Source organism: Sphingomonas pollutisoli (assembly GCF_029167165.1).
GTDB lineage: Bacteria > Pseudomonadota > Alphaproteobacteria > Sphingomonadales > Sphingomonadaceae > Sphingomonas > Sphingomonas pollutisoli.
Genome location: NZ_JARFNJ010000003.1, coordinates 376,579 through 398,850 on the forward strand (window position 1 = coordinate 376,579; position 22,272 = coordinate 398,850).

The following is a 22,272-nucleotide window of genomic DNA, read 5'->3' on the forward strand; positions in this document are numbered from 1 at the left end:
CAGCGCGTCACCGCGCCGACTTACCGCGAAACGGAGGTCCGCGAACCTCCGTAAGATCGCGCTACGGCTCAACACGCATCATTTCCGTTGCTTATGCGCATGCCGAAGTAAGGGCACCTAACCCCCACCCGTTCGTGCTGAGCGAAGTCGAAGCACGCGCCTCAAACGCTTGCGCCTGTGTCACGTCCTTCGACTTCGCTCAGGACGAACGGGGGAGGCGGGCGGGCATCACCGCTGCTCCACCACCACCGGCGCGAGCGGCACCTGCGCGCGGATCGCGGGCGAATACATCGCCTCGACCCGGCTCGGCGGCAGTTGGAAGCGGCCCGCGCCGTTCAAGCGGATCAGGTACGACGCGGCGAACTTGCCGCGCGGCACCCAATCGAAATAGGCGCGCCAGCTATCGTTGCGCCGCTCGACATAGGCCGCCGATACGCCCGCCTGCACATCCCAGAGCTTGCCGTCGGCATCGCGGATGTTGAAGCGGGTGCCGTCACCCGCCTGTCCCTTGTCGGCGAGCATCTGCGATTGCCCGCCGAGATCGCCGATGATCGTCGCGCCCGCCGGAATCGGATCGTTGATGACAACCCAGTTGCGTTCGGCGCTCGCCTCGACGCCGATGGTGATCTTCAGCACGTCGCCGCGCGTCAGCTTGCCGGGCGTGCGGCGCTGCACCACCTCGACCGAGCGCACCATCCGGTAGCCCGCGAACAGCGGCTGTTTGAGCGGCACCGCCGCCGACACCGACACGCTCGCCCACGGCCCGGCGCCGCCTGCCTGACGCAGCACCAGCGGCGTCTGCGTCGGCGGCAGAGCGAAGCTGGCGAGCCGCTGATCGGTGGCAAGCGGCCAGTTCTTGCTGATCGTCTTCGCGCCGAGCGTCATCGTCGTCGCGCCGGTGATCGCGCTCGCCGGATAGAGCGCGCCGAATTTCCGCGCGGCGATCGTGCCCCAAGCGTTGGCGGTAGTGGTATCCCAATGGCCGTGGAGCTGGCGCAGCGCGACACCGACCATCATCTTCGCCGCCTCGTCCTGCCAGCCGGGCCGGCCGAGCGTGGCGATCACCGCCTTGATCGAGGCTTCGTCGGTCGATGACATCAGCCACCACAGGCTGTTGGCCTTGTCGGACAGGTCGAGCCGCGTGCCCTCATAGACCAGCCGCGTGCGTAGCTCGGCCTCGGCATTGGCCTTGAGCGCGGCGGCGTTGGCGAGGCCGGGCACATGATCAAGCGCGATCAGATAGTCGGCGAGGCTCGCGCTCGGCATCTCCTTGGGGGTCATGCCGATCTGGCCGAGCATCGCCGGGGTCGCCGCGCCGGCGCGGGCGAGCGCCGCGAACGCCGCGATCTTCTGCGGGCGCGGATCGCCATAGGTCTCGTGCCGTACCCGCCCGTCGAGCACCGCCTTCAGCCCTTCGATCATCCGCGTGCGCGCGGCATCCGGGATCGGGAAACCGGCTTCGGAGGTCATCGACAGCACATAGGCGGTGAGCGCCTCCGAGCCGCTCAGCGTATCCGACGGCCAATAGCGCAACAGCCCGTCGGGCGCCTGATAGGTCGGAATGTCGCTCGCCAGCGCCGTCCAGGCACCGGCATCGCCGAGCGCGACCGCGCGCGATAGCCGCTGTTCGAAACAGGTGTAGGGATAGGCCGCCATGAACGCGCGCACGCCAGCGAGCGGCGGCGCGAGGCTATCGTCGAGGCGGATATCGACCGTGCCACGCCCGGCGAGCGCGCCGGCGGGCGGCGCGATTGGGATGGTGGTGTTCTCGCCGACATGCGCGAGCGTCCCCGCCCATACCTCGACCGGGAAGGCGGGCACCACGTCCTGATTGGTGGTCAACTGGTCCGCCGCCTTGCCGTCCGCCGTCTTCGCGGTGACATGCCAGCGCAGATTGGCGACATTCGCGGGCGCCGTCAGGTTCCAGGCGATCGGCACCGCGCCCCCCGCCGGGATTTGCACCGTCAGCGGCCGCCCCTGCGCGATGCGCGGCGTGAGATCGACCGTCGCGGTGACGGTCATCGGCTTGTCGGAGCCGTTCCGGAGCGTGAACCCGGCCGCGTAATAATCGCCCGATCGCACCAGCGGCGGCATCGCCGCATAGATCGACAGATCCTGCGCGGTGCGCACCTCCGCCGATCCGGTGCCGTAAAGCTGCGCGCCCTGCGTCGCGATCGCGACCAGCTTGAACGCCGAGAGCGCGTCCGACATCGGCACCGCGATCCGCGCATGGCCGTTCGCGTCGAGCGCGACATGCCCTTTCCACAGCAGCACCGGCTGGAAATTCTCGCGGTTGAGCCCGGACGAATCGGCGCCGCCGCCACCGCCTGCCTCGACCGCTTTCTTGCCGTAATGGCGCTTGCCGACCACCTGCGTCTGCGCGGTCGCGGTCAGCACCGAGAGCGGCCGCTCGCCCATCATCGCGGTCAGCACGTCCCAGCTTTCGTTGGGGGCGAGCTGGAGCAGCGCGGCATCGACCGCGGCGAAGGCGACATCGGCCTCGCGCGCGGGCTTGCCGTCGGGCGTCTTCACCGACACATCGACCTGCGCGACATCGCGCGCGGCATAGCGTTGGCGATCGGCCTTGACCGCGACCGCGAGCGTGTGCGCCTCCCAGCCGACCTTCACCTTGGCAATGCCGAGCCGGTAGCTCGGCTTGGCGAGATCGACCAAAGCGGTCGGTTCCTGGCCCTCGGGCGGCCCGCTCTCCAGCCCGAGCGAGCGGGCGATGCCGTGCAGCCAGCTCCAGAAGCCGCTCTCGACCCGCCCGCGCACCACCATCACCGAGATGAACACGTCGGGCGCGTAAGCCCCCGGCATCGGCACCTCGACGACGGGATCCTTGCCCGAAAGCCGCGTGACGAAGCTCGACAACACGCCCTCGCGCTCGACCGTGACGAGCGCGGTCGCGCTTCGGAACGGCATCCGCACCTGGAAACGGCCGGTCTCGCCCGCCGCGTAGCTGAGCTTCTCGGGCACCACGTCCATGCGGTCGCCATTGTCGCCGCCGAACCACCAATCCTCGTCGCCCGCCAGCCACACCGAGGCGGTCGCGCGCGCGACATTGCCGTTGGCGTCGGCAGTGGTGGCGACGGCATAGACCTCGCCGGAGGTGCCGGGGTCGATCTTGCAACTCGCGAGGCCCTGCGCGTCAGTGGTCGCGGTGCAATTCGCCGACAGCTTGGTCGTCGTCATCTGGTTATCGTAGGCGTAGAAGCCGCCGATCAGCCGCCGCCGCGCGGTGAGGATCTTGCGCGAATACAGCGCGACCGACACCTTCTGGTTGGCGAGCGGCTTGCCCTCGGTGGTCAGCGCGACGAAGCGCAGGCGCAGATCGTCCTGCTTCATCAGCCAGCCGTCGGTCTTGATGCCGAGCTGCACCGCGCTCGGGAAGATCGGGATGCGTTTGGAGGCGGTCAGCACCTCGCCATTGGCGTCCTGATAATCCATCTCGACGAGCATGTCGGTTGCGGCGTCGAGGCTTTGCGGCACATCGACATTCGTCTTGGTGGTGCCGTCGCCGCCGAGCTTGGCGGGCAGCGTCTGCGTCGGCGGCAGCGGAGTCTTGGCCTCCTCGCCGTCGCCGTCGAGCGGCTTGGTGCCCTCGGTCACGTCCGCGCCGCCGAAGGTGTATGTCTCATAGCCCTCGGGCGTGGCGGTGCGGCCGAAATAGCCGATGCGCAGATCGACCGGCAGGTTGGGCGCCCCGCCGCCCGAGAGGTAGCCGACGAACAGATCGAGCGGCAGCGTCTTGGGGCGCACCTGTGCGTCCTTGGGTCCGCTGACCGTCGCGCGCATCGTCGGCAATTTATATTCGTCGACCTTGAACGACTGGCCCGAGGAGAGCGTTTTGCCACCCGCTTCGATACTGATGTCGTAATCGCCCATCGGGGCGCCCTGCGGCGCGGTCCACTCCGATTCGCCGATGCCGTTGGCGTCGGTCGTCACGGGCTGTTCGAACACCGTGTCCGATCCGCGATGCGACAGCTTGAGCGTGCCCGAAAGGGCGGGCGCGAAGCCGAAGCCCGCACCGATCTGCTGGCGCAGGATGTGCTTCATGTGGATCGTCTCGCCCTGGCGGACGAGCGCGCGATCGAACACGGTATGGAGCAGGTCGCCCGCCGCCGAATAGCCATAGGGCAGGTCGAAATCATAGGGGCGGATGCCCTCCCCCCAGTCGGTCAACGTGAAGCTGAAATCGTCGCCGCGCCGCGCCGACACCATGAGCGCGTGGGCGGAGCTGCTCTCGTCGCAACTCGCATAGGTTTCGGGTTCGGGCAGGCCCTTGGGCACATATAGCCCGCCCGCCCTGTCGGTGGTGCCGCGGGCGAGCAGATCGCCGGTGCAGCTATCGGTCACGCGCACCTCGGCATTGGCGGCGGGCTTGCCGGTATCGAGCTGTGTCACCCAGGCGAGGCTGCGCTCGCGGCCCCATTTGAAATGCACCGCCAGATTGGTGACAAGCGCCGCGCTCGCGACATAACGCGGCGCATTGCGTCCGAGCAGCGCCTGCCCCAGCACCGGGCTGGCCAGCTCGACCACGTAGAAGCCGGGCTTCCCAAGCGGGATGCCGAACACCTCGAAATCCTTGCCCTTGCCGGGCAGGCCGAGCGACAGCGCCTTGCCCTGGCCCGCGCTCAGGATCGCCGCCGCGCCTGTATCGTTGATCCGCACGTCCTTGCCGCCGCGCTTGACGGTGTGGCTCTTCTCCTCGCCCGCCTTGGCGACGGTGCGCAGCCACTGCGCGACCTCGCCGTCCGACCCTGATACGCGCAGGCTCTGGCCGGGCATCGCCAGACTCTGCCCCTGCAACGCCGGCTCGACGTTGCGCACAGTGACGGGCAGCACGCCGCCCTGCTTGGCTTCGAGTATGCCGAACGGCGCGGCGAATTTGATGAGCGGGGGTGCCTCGTCGAACTTCACGTCGAGCGGGAAGCGCTCGGCATTGGACAGCACGCGGCCGCTCTCGTCCTTGAGGCCGGCGGGGAGCGTCACCTTGGCCGTGGTCGCGGTCGGCAGCGGCGCATCGAAGGTAATGTCGCTGATCGTCGCCTTCTTGGCGTCGTCCTTGTCGAACTTGGGCGCGATCGCCTTACCGTCGACGGTGGTGATGCGGATCGCCTGCGCCGCCGACATCGCGATCGGCGCGGTGAAGCGGACATACGCCTTCTCGACCGGCGAACAGCCGGCCTGCGCGTTGACTCGGCTGCATTCGAACCGCGCGCTGAAGGGTTTCCGCACCGTGTAATCGAAGCGCTGGTCGGCGCCGGCGGTCTTGCCGCCCGCGCTGGCGATGTTCGCGCCCCACACCAGCGCCATATCGCGGCCCGGGGGCAGCGGGCGATGGCATTTAAGCGCGGTGACGCCGGCATAGGCCTTCTGGCGGTCGGCCTCGCTCGCCGGCACGGCGGCGGGCAAGCCGCCATTGTCGAGGAAGTTGCGCACGTTCCAGTTGCTCGTCCCCATCTCGCCGAGCAATTTGCCGGGCAGATCGGCGGGGAGCACATCGACCGGGATCTTCTCGCCAATGCCATCGACCGCGCAATAGGCGTTGGCGGCGATCGAGGCGGGGGTAGCGGGCAGGTTGGCGGCGACGAGGAAGGTCTGGTCCTCCTCGATCTCGCCGTCATATTGTGCGGGGAGCACCGCGCGCGCGACCGGACCGCCGGCATCGACCTTGAACACGCGCTGGCCCGTCACCTCATAGCCCGACACGCTCTTGAGCTTGTCGTGGATCGTGAACGAACAGGTCGTGCCGCCGGGCAGGCCGTTCGCGAATTCATAGACATAGGTCTGGGTATCGACCCAGCGGCCGGTGCCGCCGACAGCGCAGGTCACGTCATAGGGCGACGCCGCGCGCGGATCGCCGAGCGCGACCATCGGCTGACTGAACCGGGTGGTGAAACGCTCGATCGCGCCGTCACCGATGCCGGGCGTCGCCATCACGACTTGCGGAGAGGCGTCGCCAAGCGCGGCGACTGGCGCGAGCGCCATCATCAGCAGCGCGATACGGCCTACGACCTTCATCGAACGTTCCTCCCCAGGAGCGCGGCGACGCTAGGCGGCGGCACGGCGGGCGTAAAGCCTTGATTGTAGCTTGCTCGATCGTTGCAAATGCGAAACACTCTTGAAGAATCGTTAACGCTGATTCGGGGGGTGAGGCGTTGGAGATGGGGGGTATCGTCCTTGCGGCGCTCGATGCGGCCGCGCGGGAAACCATGTTGTTCGCGGGCGTGGGTTTCCTGATCGGCGGGATCGACGATCTCGCGGTCGATCTCGTTTTCCTAGCGGTGTGGGCGCGGCGGCGGCTGAGTCCGGCGAGCGTGGGGGATGGCGACGGGACGCTCGCCGAATATCCGCCGCGCGCCCTGCCACGCCGCTTCGCGGTGTTCGTGCCCGCCTGGGACGAGGCGGCGGTGATCGGCCAGATGCTGCGCACCACGCTCGCGCGGTTCGGCGCGGCCGATTATCGCATCTACGTCGGCACCTATCCGAATGACCGCGCGACGATCGACGCGGTCGCCGCGGTCGCGGAACAGGATTCGCGGGTGCGGCTGGTGATTGGCGACGCCGCCGGACCCACGACCAAGGCCGATTGTCTCAACACGCTCTGGCACGCGTTGCGGCGCGATGCGGCGGAAAGCGCGCGCACCGCGGCGATCGTGCTGCACGATGCCGAGGATGTCGTCGATCGCCATGAATTGCGGATCTACGACGCGCTGCTCGATCGCTATGCGGTCGTGCAACTGCCGGTGTTGCCGTTGATCGACCGCCGCGCGCGGCTTGTCTCGGGCCACTACGCCGATGAGTTTTCGGAAGCGCACACCAAAAATCTAGTGGTGCGCCAGGCGGTTGGCGCTGGGTTACCGCTCGCGGGCGTCGGCTGCGCGGTCGCGTGCGACGCTCTTGCCGCCGTCGCGGCGATGCGCGGCGGCGATCCGTTCGACGGCGGCAGTCTCACCGAGGATTACGAACTCGGCCTGCTGCTGAGCCAGCGTGGCGCCACCGGCGTGCTCGCGCGCGTCCGCGAAGGCGCCGGCACGCCGCTGGTCGCGGTACGCGCCTATTTCCCCGCAACGCTGCAGACGGCGGTGCGGCAGAAGACGCGCTGGATGATCGGTATCGCGCTCGCCGGTTGGGATCGGCTCGGCTGGGGGCGGGTGCGGCACTGGTCGGAACATTGGATGCGGATGCGCGATCGCCGCGCGCCATTGGCGATGCTGGTGCTGGCGGTGGCCTATGTCGCGCTGCTCGGCTGGGGCGCCTCGCAGGTCGCGCACTGGATCGCGGGCGCGCCGATGCCGCGCGTGGGCACCGCGACCGCGCTGCTGTTGCAGGCCAATGCCGCGATGCTGCTGTGGCGGATCGTCGCGCGCGTGGCATTCACGACCCGCGATTACGGCTGGCGCGAGGGGCTGTGGTCGCTGCCGCGCATGCTCGTCGGCAATCTGATCGCGCTGCTCGCGGTGCGCCGCGCGCTCTGGCGCTACGCGGCGATGTTGCGCGGCGCGCATGTGCGCTGGGACAAGACCGCGCATGTCTTCCCGGACGACGCGGCGATCGAACCATGATCGCGGGGCGGGGGCGCCCGCTGCGCTTCATCGGCGTGCTGGTCGCGGGTTGGATCGGGGTACGCGCGGTGATGCTGTGGCCGCAAGCGGACGCGGTCCCGGACCCCGCGCGCCGCGCCGCGCCGACGGTGCGCGCGCCGATCGCAGGCGCGCGAACGGCGGGCGTGGCGGTCGCCACCGACGCTGGCCCGTCGGTAGTGCCGATCGCGCCGATCCGGGTGGCGGGGCCGTGGCATGGCACGCGCGCGGTCGCGAACCGCCTCGGTGGGATCGCCCAGCCCGTTCTGCCCTCGGCCGGGGCGATTGACGCGCCCGAGCGTCCGCAAGCAGTCGCGCCGCCGATCGCCGGCCTGCCGCGTCCCGCCCCGGCTGCTGTCGGCACGGCCCGCGCGTCGCGGCTCTCTGGCAGCTTCTGGCTGGTCGCGCGCGGCGGCGGGGGCGTCACCAGCGCGCCGCTCGGCGGGCAGCTCGGCGGGTCGCAGGCGGGGTTGCGGCTGGCCTATCTGCTCGATCGCAAGCACCGTCTCGCGGCGATGGCGCGTGTCACCAGCCCGCTCGGATCGGGGCTGCGCGAGGCGGCGCTCGGCGTCGAATGGCAGCCGACGCGGCTGCCGGTGCGGATCGTCGCGGAGCAGCGCATCGCGATCGCCGATGGCAAGGGCGGCCCCGCGGTCGAACTGGTCGGCGGCTTCGGGCCGCTGCCGGTCGGCGGCGGGTTCCGCCTCGAAAGCTACGCGCAGGCGGGCGCAATCCACCGCGAGCGCACCGAAGGCTTCGTCGATGGCGCGGCGCACCTGTCGCACCCGATCGGCGCGCTCGGCCCAATCCCGATCGACCTCGGCGCGGGCCTGTGGGGCGGCGCGCAACGCGGCGCCGAGCGGTTGGACGTCGGCCCCTCGATCACCGCGACCGTGCCGATCGCCGGACGCGCCGCGCGCCTCTCGCTCGACTGGCGCGAACGCGTCGCCGGCGCGGCGCGGCCCGGCTCCGGCGTGGCGCTGACGCTGGGCGCGGATTTCTGAGGCGCCTGGCACGCAACCGGCGAGCAAGGACGGATCCGCCAATCATGGGTTCCGCCCAGGCGAATCCAGCAGCGCGAGAAAGTTGCGGCACGGCAGCGTCGGATCGCGGTGGCGGACCAGCCAGAGCATGATCGTCGCGGCATCGTCCTCGATCAGCCGGTAGGTCAGCATCGGCGACTGGAGGGTGCAGAGCGATTCGACCATCACCATCACGCCGATTCCCGCCGCGGCCAGCCCGAACAGCGAGGTCACGTCGGTGACGATCTGGGCGATGCGCGGCTCGACGCCGCCTTCGCGGAGCAGATCGAGCAGGTGGCTGGTGAAGGTGCTGCGCTCGTTGGCATACAGTACGATCGGTTCGTCGGCGAGATCTACGATGCGCACGCCGGCTTGCCGCGCGAGCCGGTGGCCGGGCGGGCAGGCGACATAGAGCCGTTCGCTGAGGAACGGTTCGGCGATCACCGTATCGGGCAGGTCGGGGATCGCGCGCCCCCGCCGAAAACCGATGTCGAGTAGATGATCCTCGATCTGTTCGAGATGGTCCGAGCCGGCGATCTCGCGCAGCACCAGGGATATCTGCGGATAGCGATCACGGAAATTGGAGATGGCGTGCGCGATCTCGGGCACGAACGGCGCCGAGGCGCTGAAGCCGATCGCAAGTTCGCCGAGTTCGCCACGCGCCGCTCGGCGCGCGACCGAGATGGCGTTGTCCGCCTCGCGCAGCGTCGCGCGCGCGGCATCAAGGAACAGCCGCCCCGCCGGGGTGAGCGCGACACGGCGGCTGGTGCGTTCGAGCAGTCGCACCTGCAACTCGTCCTCCAGCGCGCGGATCTGCTGGCTGAGCGGCGGTTGCGAGATGCCGAGATGCGCGGCGGCGCGCGCGAAGTGCAGATCGTCGGCGACCTGGACGAAATAGCGGAGGTGGCGCAGCTCCATGATTGATAGGGCTACCATATCAATCATGCCGTAAACAATATTGGACAGCGATGTTTGCGAGGCGCAGTTCGCCGCATCGCACAATATCTGACGGCGATAGCTCACCATGACACGCGCACGGGTCGCTCCGCCGCACCAGTCCAGCATCGGGAACCTGCGATGATCGGTATCGTCCGGATGGCGCTGACGCGGCCGCTGACCTTCATCGTGATGGCGATCTTGATCGCGATCATCGGCGTGCTGACCGCGATCCGCACCCCCGTCGACATCTTCCCCGACATCCGCGTGCCGGTGATCGCGACGGCGTGGCAATATAGCGGCCTGCCGCCCGACCAGATGAGCGGGCGCATCATCACGCCGTTCGAGCGCGTGCTGACCACCACCGTCAACGACATCGACCATATCGAGAGCCAGTCGCTGCCCGGCATCGGCGTGGTGAAGATCTATTTCCAGCCCGGCGCCGACATCCGCACCGCGACGGCGCAGGTGACGAGCGTGTCGCAGACCGTGCTCAAGCAATTGCCGCCGGGCATCACGCCGCCGCTGATCCTTAACTACAACGCCTCGACCGTGCCGATCCTCCAGCTCGCGCTCTCGGGCAAAGGCTTGAGCGAAGGGCGGATGTTCGATCTCGCGCAGAACCAGATCCGCCCCGGTCTGGTGACGGTGCCGGGCGCGGCGGTGCCGTATCCCTCGGGCGGGCGGACGCGGCAGATACAGATCGACCTCGATCCGGCCGCGCTGCAATCCAAGGGTCTGTCCGGCCAGGATGTCGGCAACGCGATCGCCGCGCAGAACCAGATCAACCCCGCCGGCTTTGCCAAGATCGGCGGCTTCCAGTACAGCGTCCAGCTCAACAACGCGCCGAGCACGATCGAGGAACTCAACGCGCTGCCGATCAAGGTGGTCAACGGCGCGACCATCTACATGCGTGACGTGGCGCATGTCCGCGATGGCTCCGCGCCGCAGACCAACGTCGTCCATGTCGATGGCTCGCGCTCGGTGCTCATCACCATCCTCAAGAACGGCGCGACCTCGACGCTGGCGATCGTGCAGGGCATCAAGGATGCGCTGCCGAAGATTCAGGCGACCTTGCCGCCCGAGTTGAAGATCGTGCCGCTTGCCGACCAGTCGCTGTTCGTGAAGGCGGCGGTGGAGGGCGTCATCAAGGAAGGCGCGATCGCCGCCGCGCTGACGTCGGTGATGATCCTGCTTTTCCTCGGCTCGTGGCGCTCGACCGTCATCATCGCGATCTCGATTCCGCTGTCGATCCTGGCGGCGATCATCGCGCTGTCGGTGACGGGCAACACGCTCAACACGATGACGCTCGGTGGCCTCAGCCTCGCGGTCGGCATCCTCGTCGACGATGCGACGGTGACGATCGAGAACATCAACTGGCATCTCGAACAGGGCAAGGGCGTCACCCAGTCGATCCTCGACGGCGCGGCGCAGATCGTGACGCCGGCGTTCGTGTCGCTGCTGTGCATCTGCATCGTGTTCGTACCGATGTTCTTCCTGCCGGGCGTCTCGGGCTTCCTGTTCGTGCCGCTCGCGCTCGCGGTGGTGTTCGCGATGATCGCGTCGTTCATCCTGTCGCGCACGCTGGTGCCGACGATGGCGATGTATCTGCTGAAACCCCATGCCGGTCACGACGACGAATCGCTGCACGAGGCCGGCACGCCGGCGTCGCGTAACCCGCTGGTTCGGTTCCAGCGCGGCTTCGAACGGCAGTTCGAAAAGGTGCGCAGCGGCTATATCGGCCTGCTCGAACGTGCGCTCGGTGCGCGGAAGATGTTCGTGGTCGGCTTCCTCGTCTGCGTCGGGCTGTCGTTCCTGCTCGCGCCGTTCCTCGGTGAGAATTTCTTCCCCTCGGTCGATGCCGGGCAGATGGCGCTGCACGTGCGCGCGCCGGTGGGATCGCGGATCGAGGACACGTCGGCCGAGTTCGACCGTATCCAGCGCAAGATCCGCGAGATCATCCCCGCGAAAGAGCTGGTTTCGATCGTCGACAACATCGGCCTGCCAGTCAGCTCGATCAACACGACTTACAACAACTCAGGCACGATCGGTCCGCAGGACGGCGATATCCTGATCCAACTCAGCGAGGATCACAAGCCGACCGCCGAATATGTACGCAAGCTGCGCGAGGTGCTGCCCAAGGCGTTCACCGGCACGACCTTCTCGTTCCTGCCCGCCGACATCACCAGCCAGATCCTCAACTTCGGCGCCCCCGCCCCGATCGACATCCAGATCGCCGGCAAGAACGACGCCGACAACCAGAAGCTCGCCAAGGCGATCCTGCGGCGGATCGGCACGATCCCCGGCGTCGCCGACGCGCGGATCCAGCAATCGGCGCGCTATCCGCAGCTCAACGTCGACATCGATCGCAGCCGCGCCGGCCAATACGGGCTCAACGAACGCGACGTGACGACGAGCCTGGCGAGCTCGCTCGCGGGCACGTCGCAGACCGCGCCGGTGTTCTTCCTCGATCCGAAGAACGGCGTGTCCTACCCGATCGTCGCGCAGACGCCCGAATATCAGATCGGCTCGCTCAGCGATCTCGCCAACGTGCCGGTCACCGCCGGCAATGGCGGCAGCGCGCAGATCATCGGCGGGATCGGCAACATCAGCCGCGCCAACGCGGCGGCGGTCGTTTCGCACTACAACATCGCGCCGGTGACAGACGTGTACGCCACCACCAACGGCCGCGATCTCGGCGCGGTGGCCGGCGACATCAACGCGGTGATCGCGAGCCTGAAGAGCGAGACCCCCAAGGGCGTGACGGTGACGCTACGCGGCCAATATGCGACGATGCGCACCGCCTTCTCGGGGCTGGGCTTCGGCCTGATCGCCGCGATCGTACTGATATACCTGCTGATCGTGGTCAACTTCCAGAGCTGGCTCGATCCGTTCGTCATCATCACCGCGCTGCCGGGCGCGCTCGCCGGGATCGTGTGGATGCTGTTCATTACCGGCACCACCTTGTCGGTGCCGGCGCTGACCGGCGCGATCATGTGCATGGGCGTCGCCACTGCGAACGCGATCCTGGTGGTCAGCTTCGCGCGCGAGCGGCTCGAGGTGCTGGGCGACGCCACCGCCGCCGCGCTGGAAGCCGGGCAGGTCCGCTTCCGCCCGGTGCTGATGACCGCGCTCGCGATGATCATCGGCATGCTGCCGATGGCGATGGGCTTCGGCGAGGGCGGCGAGCAGAACGCGCCGCTCGGCCGCGCGGTGATCGGCGGGCTCACCGTCGCGACCTTCGCGACGCTGATGTTCGTGCCCGTCATCTTCAGCCTGGTGCATCGCCGCCATACCAAAACCGCACCTGGCGCGACGCCGGGCCATCTGGAGCTTGCAAATGCCTGAAGGCGATGCCCGCAACTTGAAACGGATCGGCATCATCGGCGTGGTCGCCGCGGTGGCGGTGGTCGGCGCGGGGATCGCCGCGCGCTCGCATTCCGAGACCGAACTCGCGACCTGGACGAGCACGCAGGCGGTGCCGACCGTCACCGTGATCCGCCCGAGCGTGAGCAAGGGCACCGGCGCATTGGTGTTGCCCGGGCAGCTCGCCGCGCTGCAATCCGCGCCGATCTTCGCGCGCACCAGCGGTTATATCCGCAAATGGTATGTCGACATCGGTGACGACGTGCGGCGTGGTCAAGTGCTCGCGGTGCTCGACGCGCCCGAGGTCGATCAGCAGCTCGCCGCGGCGCAAGCTGATTACCAGACCGCTCGCGCCAACCAGCAGCTCGCCGCCAGCACCGCGACTCGCTGGAAGACGATGCTCGCCAAGGATGCGGTGTCCAAGCAGGAGACCGACGAGAAGGTCGGCGATCTCGCCGCCAAGACCGCGCTCGCCAACGCGGCGAGCGCGAACGTCAACCGCTTGCGCTACACGCAGGGCTTCACCCGGCTGATCGCGCCGTTCTCGGGTGTGGTCACGACGCGCTCGACCAACGTCGGCACGCTGGTGACGGCGGGAAGCGCGGCCTCGACGCCGCTGTTCACCGTCTCCGACATCAGCCGCATCCGCATCTATGTGAAGGTTCCGCAGGCCTATTCGGCGCAGGTCCACCCCGGCATGGACGTGAAGCTGACCTTGCCCGAATATCCGGGCCGCACTTTCACCGCGACGATGACGCGCTCGGCCGATGCGGTCGATACCAGTTCGGGCACGGTGCTGGTCGAGTTGCAGGCGCCCAACGGCGACCGCGCGCTCAAACCCGGCGCCTATGCGCAGGCGAGCTTCCCGGTTTCGGGTAGCGGCGGCGCGGTCGAGCTGCCGGCGAGCGCAATGATCGTCGGGCAGAACGGCACGCAGGTCGCCGTGGTCGGCAACGACGGGCGCGCGATGCTCAAGACCGTGACGATCGCGCACGATCTCGGCGATCGCGTGCAGATCAGTGCGGGGCTCTCCGCCACCGACCGCGTGATCGACAGCCCGCCCGATTCGCTCCAGTCGGGCGACAAGGTGCAGATCGCGCAGCGCCAGGGTGCGGCCGGTGGCAAGTAAGACCGGCTGGCTGCTGAGCGCGGCGGCGCTGCTCGGCGGGTGTTCGCTCGCGCCCGCGTATCAGCACCCGGCGATGACGCCACCGGCCACGTTCAAGGAAGGCGCACCGTGGCAGGCGGCCACCACGACCCCGGCGCCCGCCGGAAAATGGTGGCAGGCGTTCGGTGATCCCGCGCTCGATGCGCTCGAAGCGCGGATCGACGCCGGCAATTTCGATCTCGCCGCGGCCTCGGCTCGCTACGATCAGGCGCAGGCTTTGGTGCGGCAGGCGCGCGCCGATCTCTTCCCGCAGATCGGAGTCAGCGCGAGCGTCGACCGCAACCGGCTCTCCGCCAATCGGCCGATCAGTCGCGGCCTTGCGTCGACGCAGACCGACAAGATCATGGGCGGCTCGCTCGCGTACGAGCTCGATCTGTTCGGGCGGGTGCGCAACAGCATCGCCGCGGGCCGGGCCAACGCGCACGCCGCCGCATTCGACGTCGAAGGCGTGCGGCTCGGCCTGCAGAGTCAACTCGCCGCGACCTATTTCGATTTGCGCGGGCTCGACGCGCGCATCCTGCTGCTGCGCCAGACCGTCGAATCGTTCCAGCGCGCGTTCGACCTGACCGATACGCGCCATTCGGGTGGGATCGCCTCCGGCATCGACGTCAGCCGCGCGCAGGCGCAATTGTCGAGCGCGAGGTCCGAGCTGTCGGCGGTCGAGATCGACCGTGCGAGGGACGAACATGCCATCGCCGTGCTGGTTGGCGAGGCCCCCGCGACCTTCTCGATCACCGTCGCCGATCCACAAACGCGTCCGCCCACGATCCAGCCCGGCCTCCCATCGACCCTGCTCGAACGCCGGCCCGACATCGCCGCCGCCGAGCGGCGCGTCGCCGCCGCCAACGCGCGGATCGGCGTGGCACGCGCGGCGTTCTTCCCCAACGTGACGCTCGGCGCGCAGGGCGGATTCGAATCGGTCGGCGGCGACTGGCTCAATGCGGCGAGCAGCTTCTGGGCACTCGGCCCGCTTCAGGCGGCGCTGACCGTGTTCGACGGCGGCCGGCGCGCGGCGCAGGTCCGGCAAGCGCGCGCCGAGTTCGACGAGGCCGCGGCCACCTATCGCCAGACCGTGCTCGACGCGTTCCGCGAGGTCGAGGACGATCTCGCCACGCAACGGCTGCTCGTCGCGGGCGAAGCCGATCAGGCCGCCGCCGCCAAGGCCGCCGAACGCACGCGCGACCTCGCGCTGATCCGCTACCGCGATGGCGCGGCGGATTATCTGGAGGTCTTGACCGCGCAGACCGCCGCGCTGGATGCCGAACGCGCGCTGCTTCAGTTGCGGACGCGGCAATTGCAGGCGGCGAGCGACACGTTCCGCGCGCTGGGCGGGGATTTTCGCGCGGGCAAATAAGATCGGCGCCCCGGCGAAGGTCGGGGCCGATGGCTATGGGGCGAGCGGCTCGGCAGATTACGCAGCGGCCCCGGCCTACGCCGGGGCGACGATCCCGACTATTCCCGCGCTCGCCCGAAATCCGGCGCCGGATCGTCCTGGCCCTGGTCGATGATGCTGCGGCGCACCGCGCGGGTGCGGGTGAACAGGTCGAACAGCTCGTCGCCCTTGCCCCAGCGGATCGCGCGTTGCAGCGCGCTCAAATCCTCGGAAAAGCGCTGGAGCATGTCGAGCACCGCTTCGCGGTTCGACAGGAACACGTCGCGCCACATCGTCGGATCGGAAGCGGCGATGCGGGTGAAGTCGCGGAACCCGCCCGCCGAATATTTGATGACCTCGGACTGGGTGACTTCCTCCATGTCCGATGCGGTGCCGACGATCGTATAGGCGATCAGATGCGGCAAATGGCTGGTGATCGCGAGCACGCGATCGTGATGGTCGGGCGCCATCGTCTCGACGTCCGAGCCGAGCCGCCGCCAGAACTCGCACACCCGCTCGACCGCGAAGGGCGCCGCGCCCTCAGGCGGGGTGACGATGCACCAGCGATGCTTGAACAATGTCGCGAAGCCCGCTTCCGGGCCGCTGTTCTCCGTACCGGCGACCGGATGCGCGGGGATGACGGTCGCGTCCGGGAGCGCCTCTGCAAGCGCGCGCACCACCTCGGCCTTGCACGAGCCGACATCGCTGACGATCGCGTCGGCGGGCAGATCCTCGGCGATCGCCGCCGCCGCGGCGCCCATCGCGCCCACGGGCACGCACAGGATGACGAGATCGGCGTCGATCACGCTCGCGCCCGGCGTGTCGGTGACGTCGTCGAACAGATCGAGCCGATCGGCGATCTCGCGCACACCGGCGTCGGCGTCATATCCGGTCAGCCGCACGCTCGGCATGGTCGCGCGCACCGCGCGCGCGATCGAGGAGCCGATCAGGCCGATGCCGATGATGGTGACGCGAGAAAAGGGCAGCATGGTGCCGCAGATGGCGGATGCCGCGTGTCAAGGCAAGCTGGGCGCGGGCTGGCGCTCCGCCCCGCGCTTGCTATCAGGGCGCGCTTGCTATCAGCGATGGGGGGAATCCTAATGACCGCGATCACATTGTCCGACGACGCCGCGCTGTTGCAGGTCGAGCGAATCCACGGCTGGCTGGCGTCGAGCTATTGGTCACCCGGCATCGCGCGCGCGGTGGTCGAGAAGGCGATCGCGGGGTCGCACTGCCTCGGCGCGTATCGGGACGGGGAACAGGTCGGGTTCGCGCGGATGATCACCGATCATGCCACCTTCGCCTGGCTCGCCGATGTGTGGATCGAGGAGTCCGCGCGCGGGCGGGGGCTGGGGCGGCGGATGGTCGGGTGGTTCCTCGACCATCCCGAGTTCGCCGGGCTCCGCCGCATCGGCCTCGTCACCAGGGACGCGCATGGCGTCTATGCGGCCTTGGGCTTTCACCCGCTCGCGCGCGCGGACCGTTATATGGAGCGGCTCCAGCCGGGCATGGCGGAGATGCTGCGCAACGAGCCGTGAGGCACGGAATACGCCGTTCGTCCTGAGCGAAGTCGAAGGACGTGTCGCGGTCGGCTCAGTGCGAAAGGAGAAGGAGGCGGTAGCGCCTTACCGCCGCGCCATCTCCACCGCCCGGAACCGCGCCATCACGTCCTCGGCGAGCACGAGCAGCCCCTGATGCTGGAGCGGAGTCAGCCCGGTGTGCGGCTCCGTATCGATCACGCATAGCGCGCCGAGCGGCACGCCCGCGTCGCTGACCAGCGGCGCGCCCGCGTAGAAGCGGATGAACGGTTCGCCCGTCACCAGCGCGTTGTCGGCGAATTTCGGATCGGCACGGGCGTCAGGCACCACCATCACGTCGTCGCCGGTCATCGCGAACTGGCAGAAGGACACATCGCGCGGCGTCTCGGTGAGGTCGGTGCCCGTGCGCGACACGAAGCACTGGACATGCTCCTCGACCAGACTGACGAGCGCGACCGGCGTGCCGCATAGCGCCGCCGCGAAATCGGTGATGCGGCGCAATGCGGCGGCGCCGCGCAACGCCGCGAGATCGTACGCGGCGAGGGCTTCCGCGCGCGCCGCCTCGTCGATCCGCCAGCCGCGGCCGGCCACGGTCATGTCGAGCGCGCTCAAAACGGCACGTCGTCGTCGAGATCGTCGGCGAAGCCGCCGCCACGATTGCCGCCGGCCGGGGCGTTCGACCGGCCGCCACCGCCGGCCCCGAAACCGCCGCCACCGCCACCACCGCTATACCCGCCGCGCGCACCGCCGCCGAAATCCTCGCTGCCGCCGAAATCGTCGCGAACGGCTCCGCCGCCGCCGCCAGCCCCGCCGCCCGGGCCGTCGAGCATCGTCAGCACGGCGTTGAAGCCTTGCAGCACGATCTCGGTCGAGTAGCGGTCCTGCCCCTGCTGGTCCTGCCATTTGCGGGTCTGGAGCTGGCCTTCGATATAGACCTTGCTGCCCTTGCGCAGATAGCGCTCGGCGACGTTGGCGAGGCCCTCGCTGAAGATCGCGACCGAATGCCACTCGGTCTTTTCCTTGCGCTCGCCGGTGTTGCGGTCCTTCCACGATTCGGACGTGGCGATGCGCAGGTTGACCACCTTGCCGCCGTTCTGGAACGAACGGCTCTCGGGATCCCGCCCGAGGTTGCCGACGAGAATCACCTTATTGACGCTGCCCGCCATCTTCTTTTCCTACAAACCGAACGATTTCGCGACCCAATAGGTCGCTCCGGCGGCACCGTAGGCGAGTGCGAACAAATAGCCAACCATGAAGGCCGGCCATTTCCAGCCGTTGGTTTCCCGCCGCGTCACGGCGATGGTCGAGATGCATTGCGGCGCGAACACGAACCACATCAGGAAGGCGAGCGCGGTCGGCAGGCTCCAGCGTTTGGCGAGCGTCGTCGCGATCTGCGCCTCGCCCTTGTCGCCGCCCGATTCATCGATCGCGTACACGGTGCCGAGCGCCGCCACCGCGACCTCGCGCGCGGCCATCGCCGGGATCAGCGCGAGCACGATGTCACGGTTGAAGCCGATCGGGCGAAATGCCGGCTCGATCCCGTTGGCGATCCGGCCCGCGACCGAATAATTGACCGGCGAGGCGGCGCTGCCCTCGGGCGGCTTGGGGAAGCTGAGCAGCGCCCATAGCACGATCGTCGTGAAGGCGATCGTCGTGCCGGCGCGCTTGAGGAAGATCGCCGCGCGGCTCCATAGTCCGATCGCGAGATGGTTGAGTTGGGGAAGCTGGTATTTGGGCATCTCCATCATGAAGCCCGACGACGCGCCCTGCGTCACCGTCTTGCGGAGCACCACCGCGACCACGAACGCGCCCGCCACGCCCATGACGTACAGGCCGAGCATCACCAGCCCCTGCAACCCGACGAACGGCAGCACGCGGACGTTGGGGATCAGCGCGCCGATGATAAGCGTATAGACCGGAAGCCGCGCCGAGCAGGTCATCAGCGGCGCGATCAGGATGGTGGTGAGCCGGTCCTTCTCGTCGTCGATCGTGCGCGTGGACATGATGCCAGGCACCGCGCAGGCGAAAGACGACAGCAGCGGAATGAACGCGCGCCCCGACAGGCCGGCATGCGCCATCAGCCGGTCCATCAGGAACGCGGCGCGCACCATATAGCCGCTCGCTTCCAGCACGAGGATGAAGAAGAACATCACCAGGATCTGCGGCAGGAACTTCACCACCGCGCCGACCCCGGCGATCACGCCGTCGGTGATGAGCGAGCGCAGCACCGAATCGGGCATCACCTGCTTGACGAGGCCGGAGAGCCAATCGAACCCGTCCGCGATCGCATCGGCGGGGGCGGCACCGGCCCAGAACACCGTCTGGAACATCACGAACAGGATCGCGAGCAGCAGCAGCACGCCCGAGACCGGGTGGAGCGCGACCGAATCGAGCGCATGGCCCCAGCGCCGCGCCGGCGCTTCCGACACGGTGGCGAGCGCGGCGATTTTCCGGGCGCGGCGTTGCAGCGTGACGATGTCCTCGGCGTCCGCGTTTGCCGGCCTGGCGCGCGGCGGGCTGGTCAGCACGCCATCCACCTGCGCGCGCAGATCGTCGAGGCCGCGCCGGCGCACCGCAACGGTCGGCACCACCGGCACGCCGAGTTCGCGCGCGAGCCGATCGGGATCGAGCTTCAGTCCGTCGCGCTCGGCGAGGTCGATCATGTTGAGCGCGACCACGACGGGCAGGCCGAGCGCGATCAGTTGCAGCGTGAAGCGCAGATGGTTGTCGAGGTTGGAGGCATCGACGACCACCACCAATGCGTCGGGCAGCCGCTCGCCCGCTTGCGTGCCGGCGAGGAAGTCGCGCGTCACGCGTTCGTCGGGGCTGGAGGGTTCGAGGCTGTAGGCGCCGGGCAGATCGACCAGTTCGGCCGGGCGGCCATCGGGCAGCACCAGCCGGCCCGAGTGGCGTTCGACCGTGACGCCGGGATAGTTACCGACCTTCTGGCGCGCGCCGGTCAGCGCGTTGAACAGGGCGCTCTTGCCGGCATTGGGGTTGCCGACCAGCGCCACCAACGGTGCGGCGTTCATGGTCAGGCCGCCATCGTCACGCGGCGTGCTGCGACACGCGGATCGCGCCGGCGACGGTACGGCGCAACGCCACTGTCATCCGCCCGATCCGGCAGGCGATCGGTCCCTTGCCGATCAGCGAGCGGTGCAGCACTTCGACCCCAACCCCCTCGTCGAAACCGAGTTCGCGCAACCGGCGCGCCTCGGGCACGCTGAGCCGCGTCCAGTCGATCGCCGCGACGGTCGCGGGCTGACGATTGGGCAGCGATTCCAGACTGAGCTGTGTGTCCACACGCGAGAACATGTTCATGATGCGAGTGATTATCAATAGAACGGCGCCAACGCCAGCGTTATCGTGCGGTGAAGCCGGGCGTTCTCCCGCGAACGGCGCGCGCAAGGTGCGGCGACGCCGCCCCGGCAATTTTCGACCGAACACCCGGCCGCGCTTTGCCTCGTGCGCGCAACCGGGTATCGCGTGGCGGCAATGGACATCTACCTGCCCATCGCCAATCTGTCGGTCAACGCGCTGGTGATCGTGCTGCTCGGCGGCGGGGTCGGGCTGTTGTCGGGCATGTTGGGCGTTGGCGGCGGGTTCCTCACCACGCCGCTGCTGATCGTCTACGGCATCCCGCCGACCGTCGCCGCCGCCTCCGCCGCGAGCCAGGTGACCGGCGCGAGCGTCTCCGGCGTGTTCGCGCATTTCCGGCGCGGCGGGGTCGATACCAAGATGGGCGGCGTGCTGGTGGCGGGCGGGCTGCTCGGCAGCGTCGCCGGTGGGCAAGTGTTCCGGCTGCTTCAGGCGACCGGGCAGATCGATACGGTGATCGCGATCATCTACGTGCTGCTGCTCGGCTTCATCGGGTCGATGATGGCGCGCGAGTCGATCGGCGCGATCCGGGTCGCGCGCGGCGCGGTGCCGCCGCGCGCGCGCAAGCGGCGGCACCACCCGCTGGTCGCGGCGCTGCCGTTCCGCACGCGCTTCTATCGCTCCGGGCTGTACATCTCGCCGCTCGCGCCGCTGCTGCTGGGGTTTTTCGTCGGCATGCTGACGATCCTGCTCGGCGTCGGCGGCGGCTTCATCCTGGTCCCGGCGATGCTGTACCTGCTCGGCATGACCACCCAGGTGGTGGTCGGCACCTCGCTGTTCCAGACGCTGTTCGTCACCGCGATGGCGACGATGGTCCATGCCACCACCACCAAGGCGGTCGATATCGTGCTCGCGGCGCTGCTGCTGATCGGCTCGGTCGCCGGCGCGCAGGTCGGCGCGCGCTTCGCCGCCAAGGCCAAGCCCGAATATCTGCGGCTTGCCCTCGCGATCATCGTGCTGTCGCTCGCGGTGTGGATCGCGATCGGGCTCGGTTGGCGGCCCGCCGAAATCTACTCGGTCGAAGTGTCGTGAAACAGCCCGCCCGTTCGTGCCGAGCGACGTCGAGGCACCGTCCGGGGCGTGTCCCTCGACTTCGCTCGGGACGAGCGGGCGTGGGGACGCGTCTTTGGCTGGCGCTGATGCTGGCGCCGCTGCTGATCGCGGCGGAGAGCAAGCCGGTGCTCGTCCCCGACGTGTCGCAGCGCAATGTCGAGATCGTCTACAGCTTCACCGGCGCCGACCTGCTGCTGTTCGGCGCGATCCTCTATCCCGGCGGGCGCCTGCCCGACGACGACAAGCCGACCGACATCGTCGTGGTGGTGAAGGGGCCGACGCAATCGATCCTGGTGCGCGAGAAGGAGAAGCTCGGCGGGCTGATCTGGGTCAATGCCGCGCGGCTGCGCTATCGCTCCGCGCCGAGCTTCTACGCGATCGCCTCGTCGCGGCCGATCGCCAGCCTGCTCGATGAGCGCACCCGCGCGATCTACGAACTCGGGCTCGACAGCCTGCAACTCTCGCCCGCCACCAGCGCGCTCGACGACCGGCAGGACCGGTTCGCGCGCGGGCTGGTCGATCTCAAGCGCCGCGCCGGCCTGTATGTCGAGGCGCCCGGCGCGGTCGAGATCACCGACGGCGTGCTGTACCGGGCGGTGGTGACGATCCCCGCGCGCGTGCCGGTCGGCCGCTTCACTGCGGAGACCTTCCTGGTGCGCGACGGCCATGTGCTGGCGGTGGCGACGCGCGACATCGAAATCCGCAAATCGGGCTTCGAACGCTTCGTCGCCCGCTCGGCGGAACGCAACGCGGTCCTCTACGGGCTGGTCGCGGTCGCGCTGTCGGTCGCGTTCGGCTGGGGCGCGGGGCTGATCGCGCGGCGGTTCTGAGCGATCGCGCCACACCCAAT

General features: G+C 68.8%; 14 protein-coding genes and 1 pseudogene. 8 read left to right on the top strand and 7 right to left on the bottom strand.

Translation table 11 applies throughout. The annotated features are described in order from the left end of the window. Positions 1-228: 228 nt before the first annotated feature. Complete coding sequence (locus tag PX554_RS08105; protein WP_275500552.1) at positions 229-6,027, bottom strand: alpha-2-macroglobulin family protein; 5,799 nt, start codon at positions 6,025-6,027, stop codon at positions 229-231. 143 nt (positions 6,028-6,170) lie between these two features. Here PX554_RS08105 and PX554_RS08110 point away from each other — a divergent pair, with 143 nt between their 5' ends. Further along, positions 6,171-7,571, top strand: a complete 1,401-nt coding sequence (locus PX554_RS08110) for a glycosyl transferase family protein (protein WP_275500553.1) — start codon at positions 6,171-6,173, stop codon at positions 7,569-7,571. Beyond that, entirely contained in the window at positions 7,568-8,593 is a 1,026-nt protein-coding gene (locus PX554_RS08115) for a hypothetical protein (RefSeq protein WP_256326249.1), read from the top strand. Before PX554_RS08110 ends, PX554_RS08115 begins: the two co-directional genes overlap by 4 nt. Before the next feature lie 42 nt (positions 8,594-8,635). Here the strand turns inward: PX554_RS08115 and PX554_RS08120 are convergent, their stop codons facing one another. Then, on the bottom strand, positions 8,636-9,547 hold the full coding sequence (locus PX554_RS08120) for a LysR family transcriptional regulator (RefSeq protein ID WP_275500559.1): 912 nt from the start codon (positions 9,545-9,547) through the stop codon (positions 8,636-8,638). Between the two features lie 141 nt (positions 9,548-9,688). Here PX554_RS08120 and PX554_RS08125 point away from each other — a divergent pair, with 141 nt between their 5' ends. Genes PX554_RS08125 through PX554_RS08135 form a run of 3 tightly spaced genes read left to right on the top strand, consistent with a single transcriptional unit; the run spans position 9,689 to position 15,435 of the window. After that, a complete protein-coding gene (locus PX554_RS08125; protein WP_275500560.1) occupies positions 9,689-12,895 on the top strand; it encodes an efflux RND transporter permease subunit in 3,207 nt (1,068 codons plus the stop codon). Beyond that, positions 12,888-14,042, top strand: a complete 1,155-nt coding sequence (locus tag PX554_RS08130) for an efflux RND transporter periplasmic adaptor subunit (RefSeq protein ID WP_093224885.1) — start codon at positions 12,888-12,890, stop codon at positions 14,040-14,042. Before PX554_RS08125 ends, PX554_RS08130 begins: the two co-directional genes overlap by 8 nt. Then, entirely contained in the window at positions 14,023-15,435 is a 1,413-nt protein-coding gene (locus PX554_RS08135) for an efflux transporter outer membrane subunit (protein ID WP_420833429.1), read from the top strand. The genes PX554_RS08130 and PX554_RS08135 overlap by 20 nt, the downstream gene beginning before the upstream one ends. Before the next feature lie 98 nt (positions 15,436-15,533). Here PX554_RS08135 and PX554_RS08140 read toward each other — a convergent pair whose 3' ends face one another. After that, positions 15,534-16,442 (bottom strand): prephenate/arogenate dehydrogenase family protein, encoded by a 909-nt coding sequence (locus tag PX554_RS08140; RefSeq protein WP_275500562.1) that lies wholly within the window; start codon positions 16,440-16,442, stop codon positions 15,534-15,536. A 111-nt stretch (positions 16,443-16,553) separates the two neighbouring features. On the opposite strand from PX554_RS08140, the gene PX554_RS08145 reads away from it, so the two are divergent. Beyond that, complete coding sequence (locus PX554_RS08145; protein WP_275500564.1) at positions 16,554-16,991, top strand: GNAT family N-acetyltransferase; 438 nt, start codon at positions 16,554-16,556, stop codon at positions 16,989-16,991. 117 nt (positions 16,992-17,108) lie between these two features. On the opposite strand, the pseudogene PX554_RS08150 reads toward PX554_RS08145, so the two are convergent. The 4 genes and pseudogenes from PX554_RS08150 to PX554_RS08165 all read right to left on the bottom strand — a co-directional run. Continuing rightward, a pseudogene (locus PX554_RS08150) lies at positions 17,109-17,588 on the bottom strand (GAF domain-containing protein); the annotation flags it as partial. An 11-nt stretch (positions 17,589-17,599) separates the two neighbouring features. Continuing rightward, positions 17,600-18,157: a single-stranded DNA-binding protein gene (ssb, locus tag PX554_RS08155; RefSeq protein ID WP_275500566.1), complete on the bottom strand. Its 558-nt coding sequence runs from the start codon at positions 18,155-18,157 to the stop codon at positions 17,600-17,602. A 9-nt stretch (positions 18,158-18,166) separates the two neighbouring features. After that, on the bottom strand, positions 18,167-20,023 hold the full coding sequence (feoB, locus tag PX554_RS08160; protein ID WP_275500568.1) for a ferrous iron transporter B: 1,857 nt from the start codon (positions 20,021-20,023) through the stop codon (positions 18,167-18,169). Positions 20,024-20,039: 16 nt separating this feature from the next. Continuing rightward, positions 20,040-20,306, bottom strand: a complete 267-nt coding sequence (locus tag PX554_RS08165) for a FeoA family protein (protein WP_371128293.1) — start codon at positions 20,304-20,306, stop codon at positions 20,040-20,042. Positions 20,307-20,486: 180 nt separating this feature from the next. Here PX554_RS08165 and PX554_RS08170 point away from each other — a divergent pair, with 180 nt between their 5' ends. Together PX554_RS08170 and PX554_RS08175 are read left to right on the top strand one after the other, a co-directional pair. After that, positions 20,487-21,401 (top strand): sulfite exporter TauE/SafE family protein, encoded by a 915-nt coding sequence (locus PX554_RS08170; RefSeq protein WP_093224895.1) that lies wholly within the window; start codon positions 20,487-20,489, stop codon positions 21,399-21,401. A gap of 107 nt (positions 21,402-21,508) precedes the next feature. After that, the gene (locus PX554_RS08175; protein ID WP_093225091.1) at positions 21,509-22,252 is read left to right on the top strand and encodes a TIGR02186 family protein; all 744 of its coding nucleotides are present in this window, start codon (positions 21,509-21,511) and stop codon (positions 22,250-22,252) included. The last annotated feature ends 20 nt before the right edge of the window (positions 22,253-22,272 follow it).

What these genes read in the sequence shown, in the direction of transcription:
- PX554_RS08105 (WP_275500552.1), bottom strand. Translation starts at nt 6,027, where the DNA reads ATGAAGGTCGTAGGCCGTATCGCGCTGCTGATGATGGCGCTCGCGCCA.
- PX554_RS08110 (WP_275500553.1), top strand. Translation starts at nt 6,171, where the DNA reads ATGGGGGGTATCGTCCTTGCGGCGCTCGATGCGGCCGCGCGGGAAACC.
- PX554_RS08115 (WP_256326249.1), top strand. Translation starts at nt 7,568, where the DNA reads ATGATCGCGGGGCGGGGGCGCCCGCTGCGCTTCATCGGCGTGCTGGTC.
- PX554_RS08120 (WP_275500559.1), bottom strand. Translation starts at nt 9,547, where the DNA reads ATGGTAGCCCTATCAATCATGGAGCTGCGCCACCTCCGCTATTTCGTC.
- PX554_RS08125 (WP_275500560.1), top strand. Translation starts at nt 9,689, where the DNA reads ATGATCGGTATCGTCCGGATGGCGCTGACGCGGCCGCTGACCTTCATC.
- PX554_RS08130 (WP_093224885.1), top strand. Translation starts at nt 12,888, where the DNA reads ATGCCTGAAGGCGATGCCCGCAACTTGAAACGGATCGGCATCATCGGC.
- PX554_RS08140 (WP_275500562.1), bottom strand. Translation starts at nt 16,442, where the DNA reads ATGCTGCCCTTTTCTCGCGTCACCATCATCGGCATCGGCCTGATCGGC.
- PX554_RS08145 (WP_275500564.1), top strand. Translation starts at nt 16,554, where the DNA reads ATGACCGCGATCACATTGTCCGACGACGCCGCGCTGTTGCAGGTCGAG.
- ssb (WP_275500566.1), bottom strand. Translation starts at nt 18,157, where the DNA reads ATGGCGGGCAGCGTCAATAAGGTGATTCTCGTCGGCAACCTCGGGCGG.
- feoB (WP_275500568.1), bottom strand. Translation starts at nt 20,023, where the DNA reads ATGAACGCCGCACCGTTGGTGGCGCTGGTCGGCAACCCCAATGCCGGC.
- PX554_RS08165 (WP_371128293.1), bottom strand. Translation starts at nt 20,306, where the DNA reads ATGTTCTCGCGTGTGGACACACAGCTCAGTCTGGAATCGCTGCCCAAT.
- PX554_RS08170 (WP_093224895.1), top strand. Translation starts at nt 20,487, where the DNA reads ATGGACATCTACCTGCCCATCGCCAATCTGTCGGTCAACGCGCTGGTG.
- PX554_RS08175 (WP_093225091.1), top strand. Translation starts at nt 21,509, where the DNA reads ATGCTGGCGCCGCTGCTGATCGCGGCGGAGAGCAAGCCGGTGCTCGTC.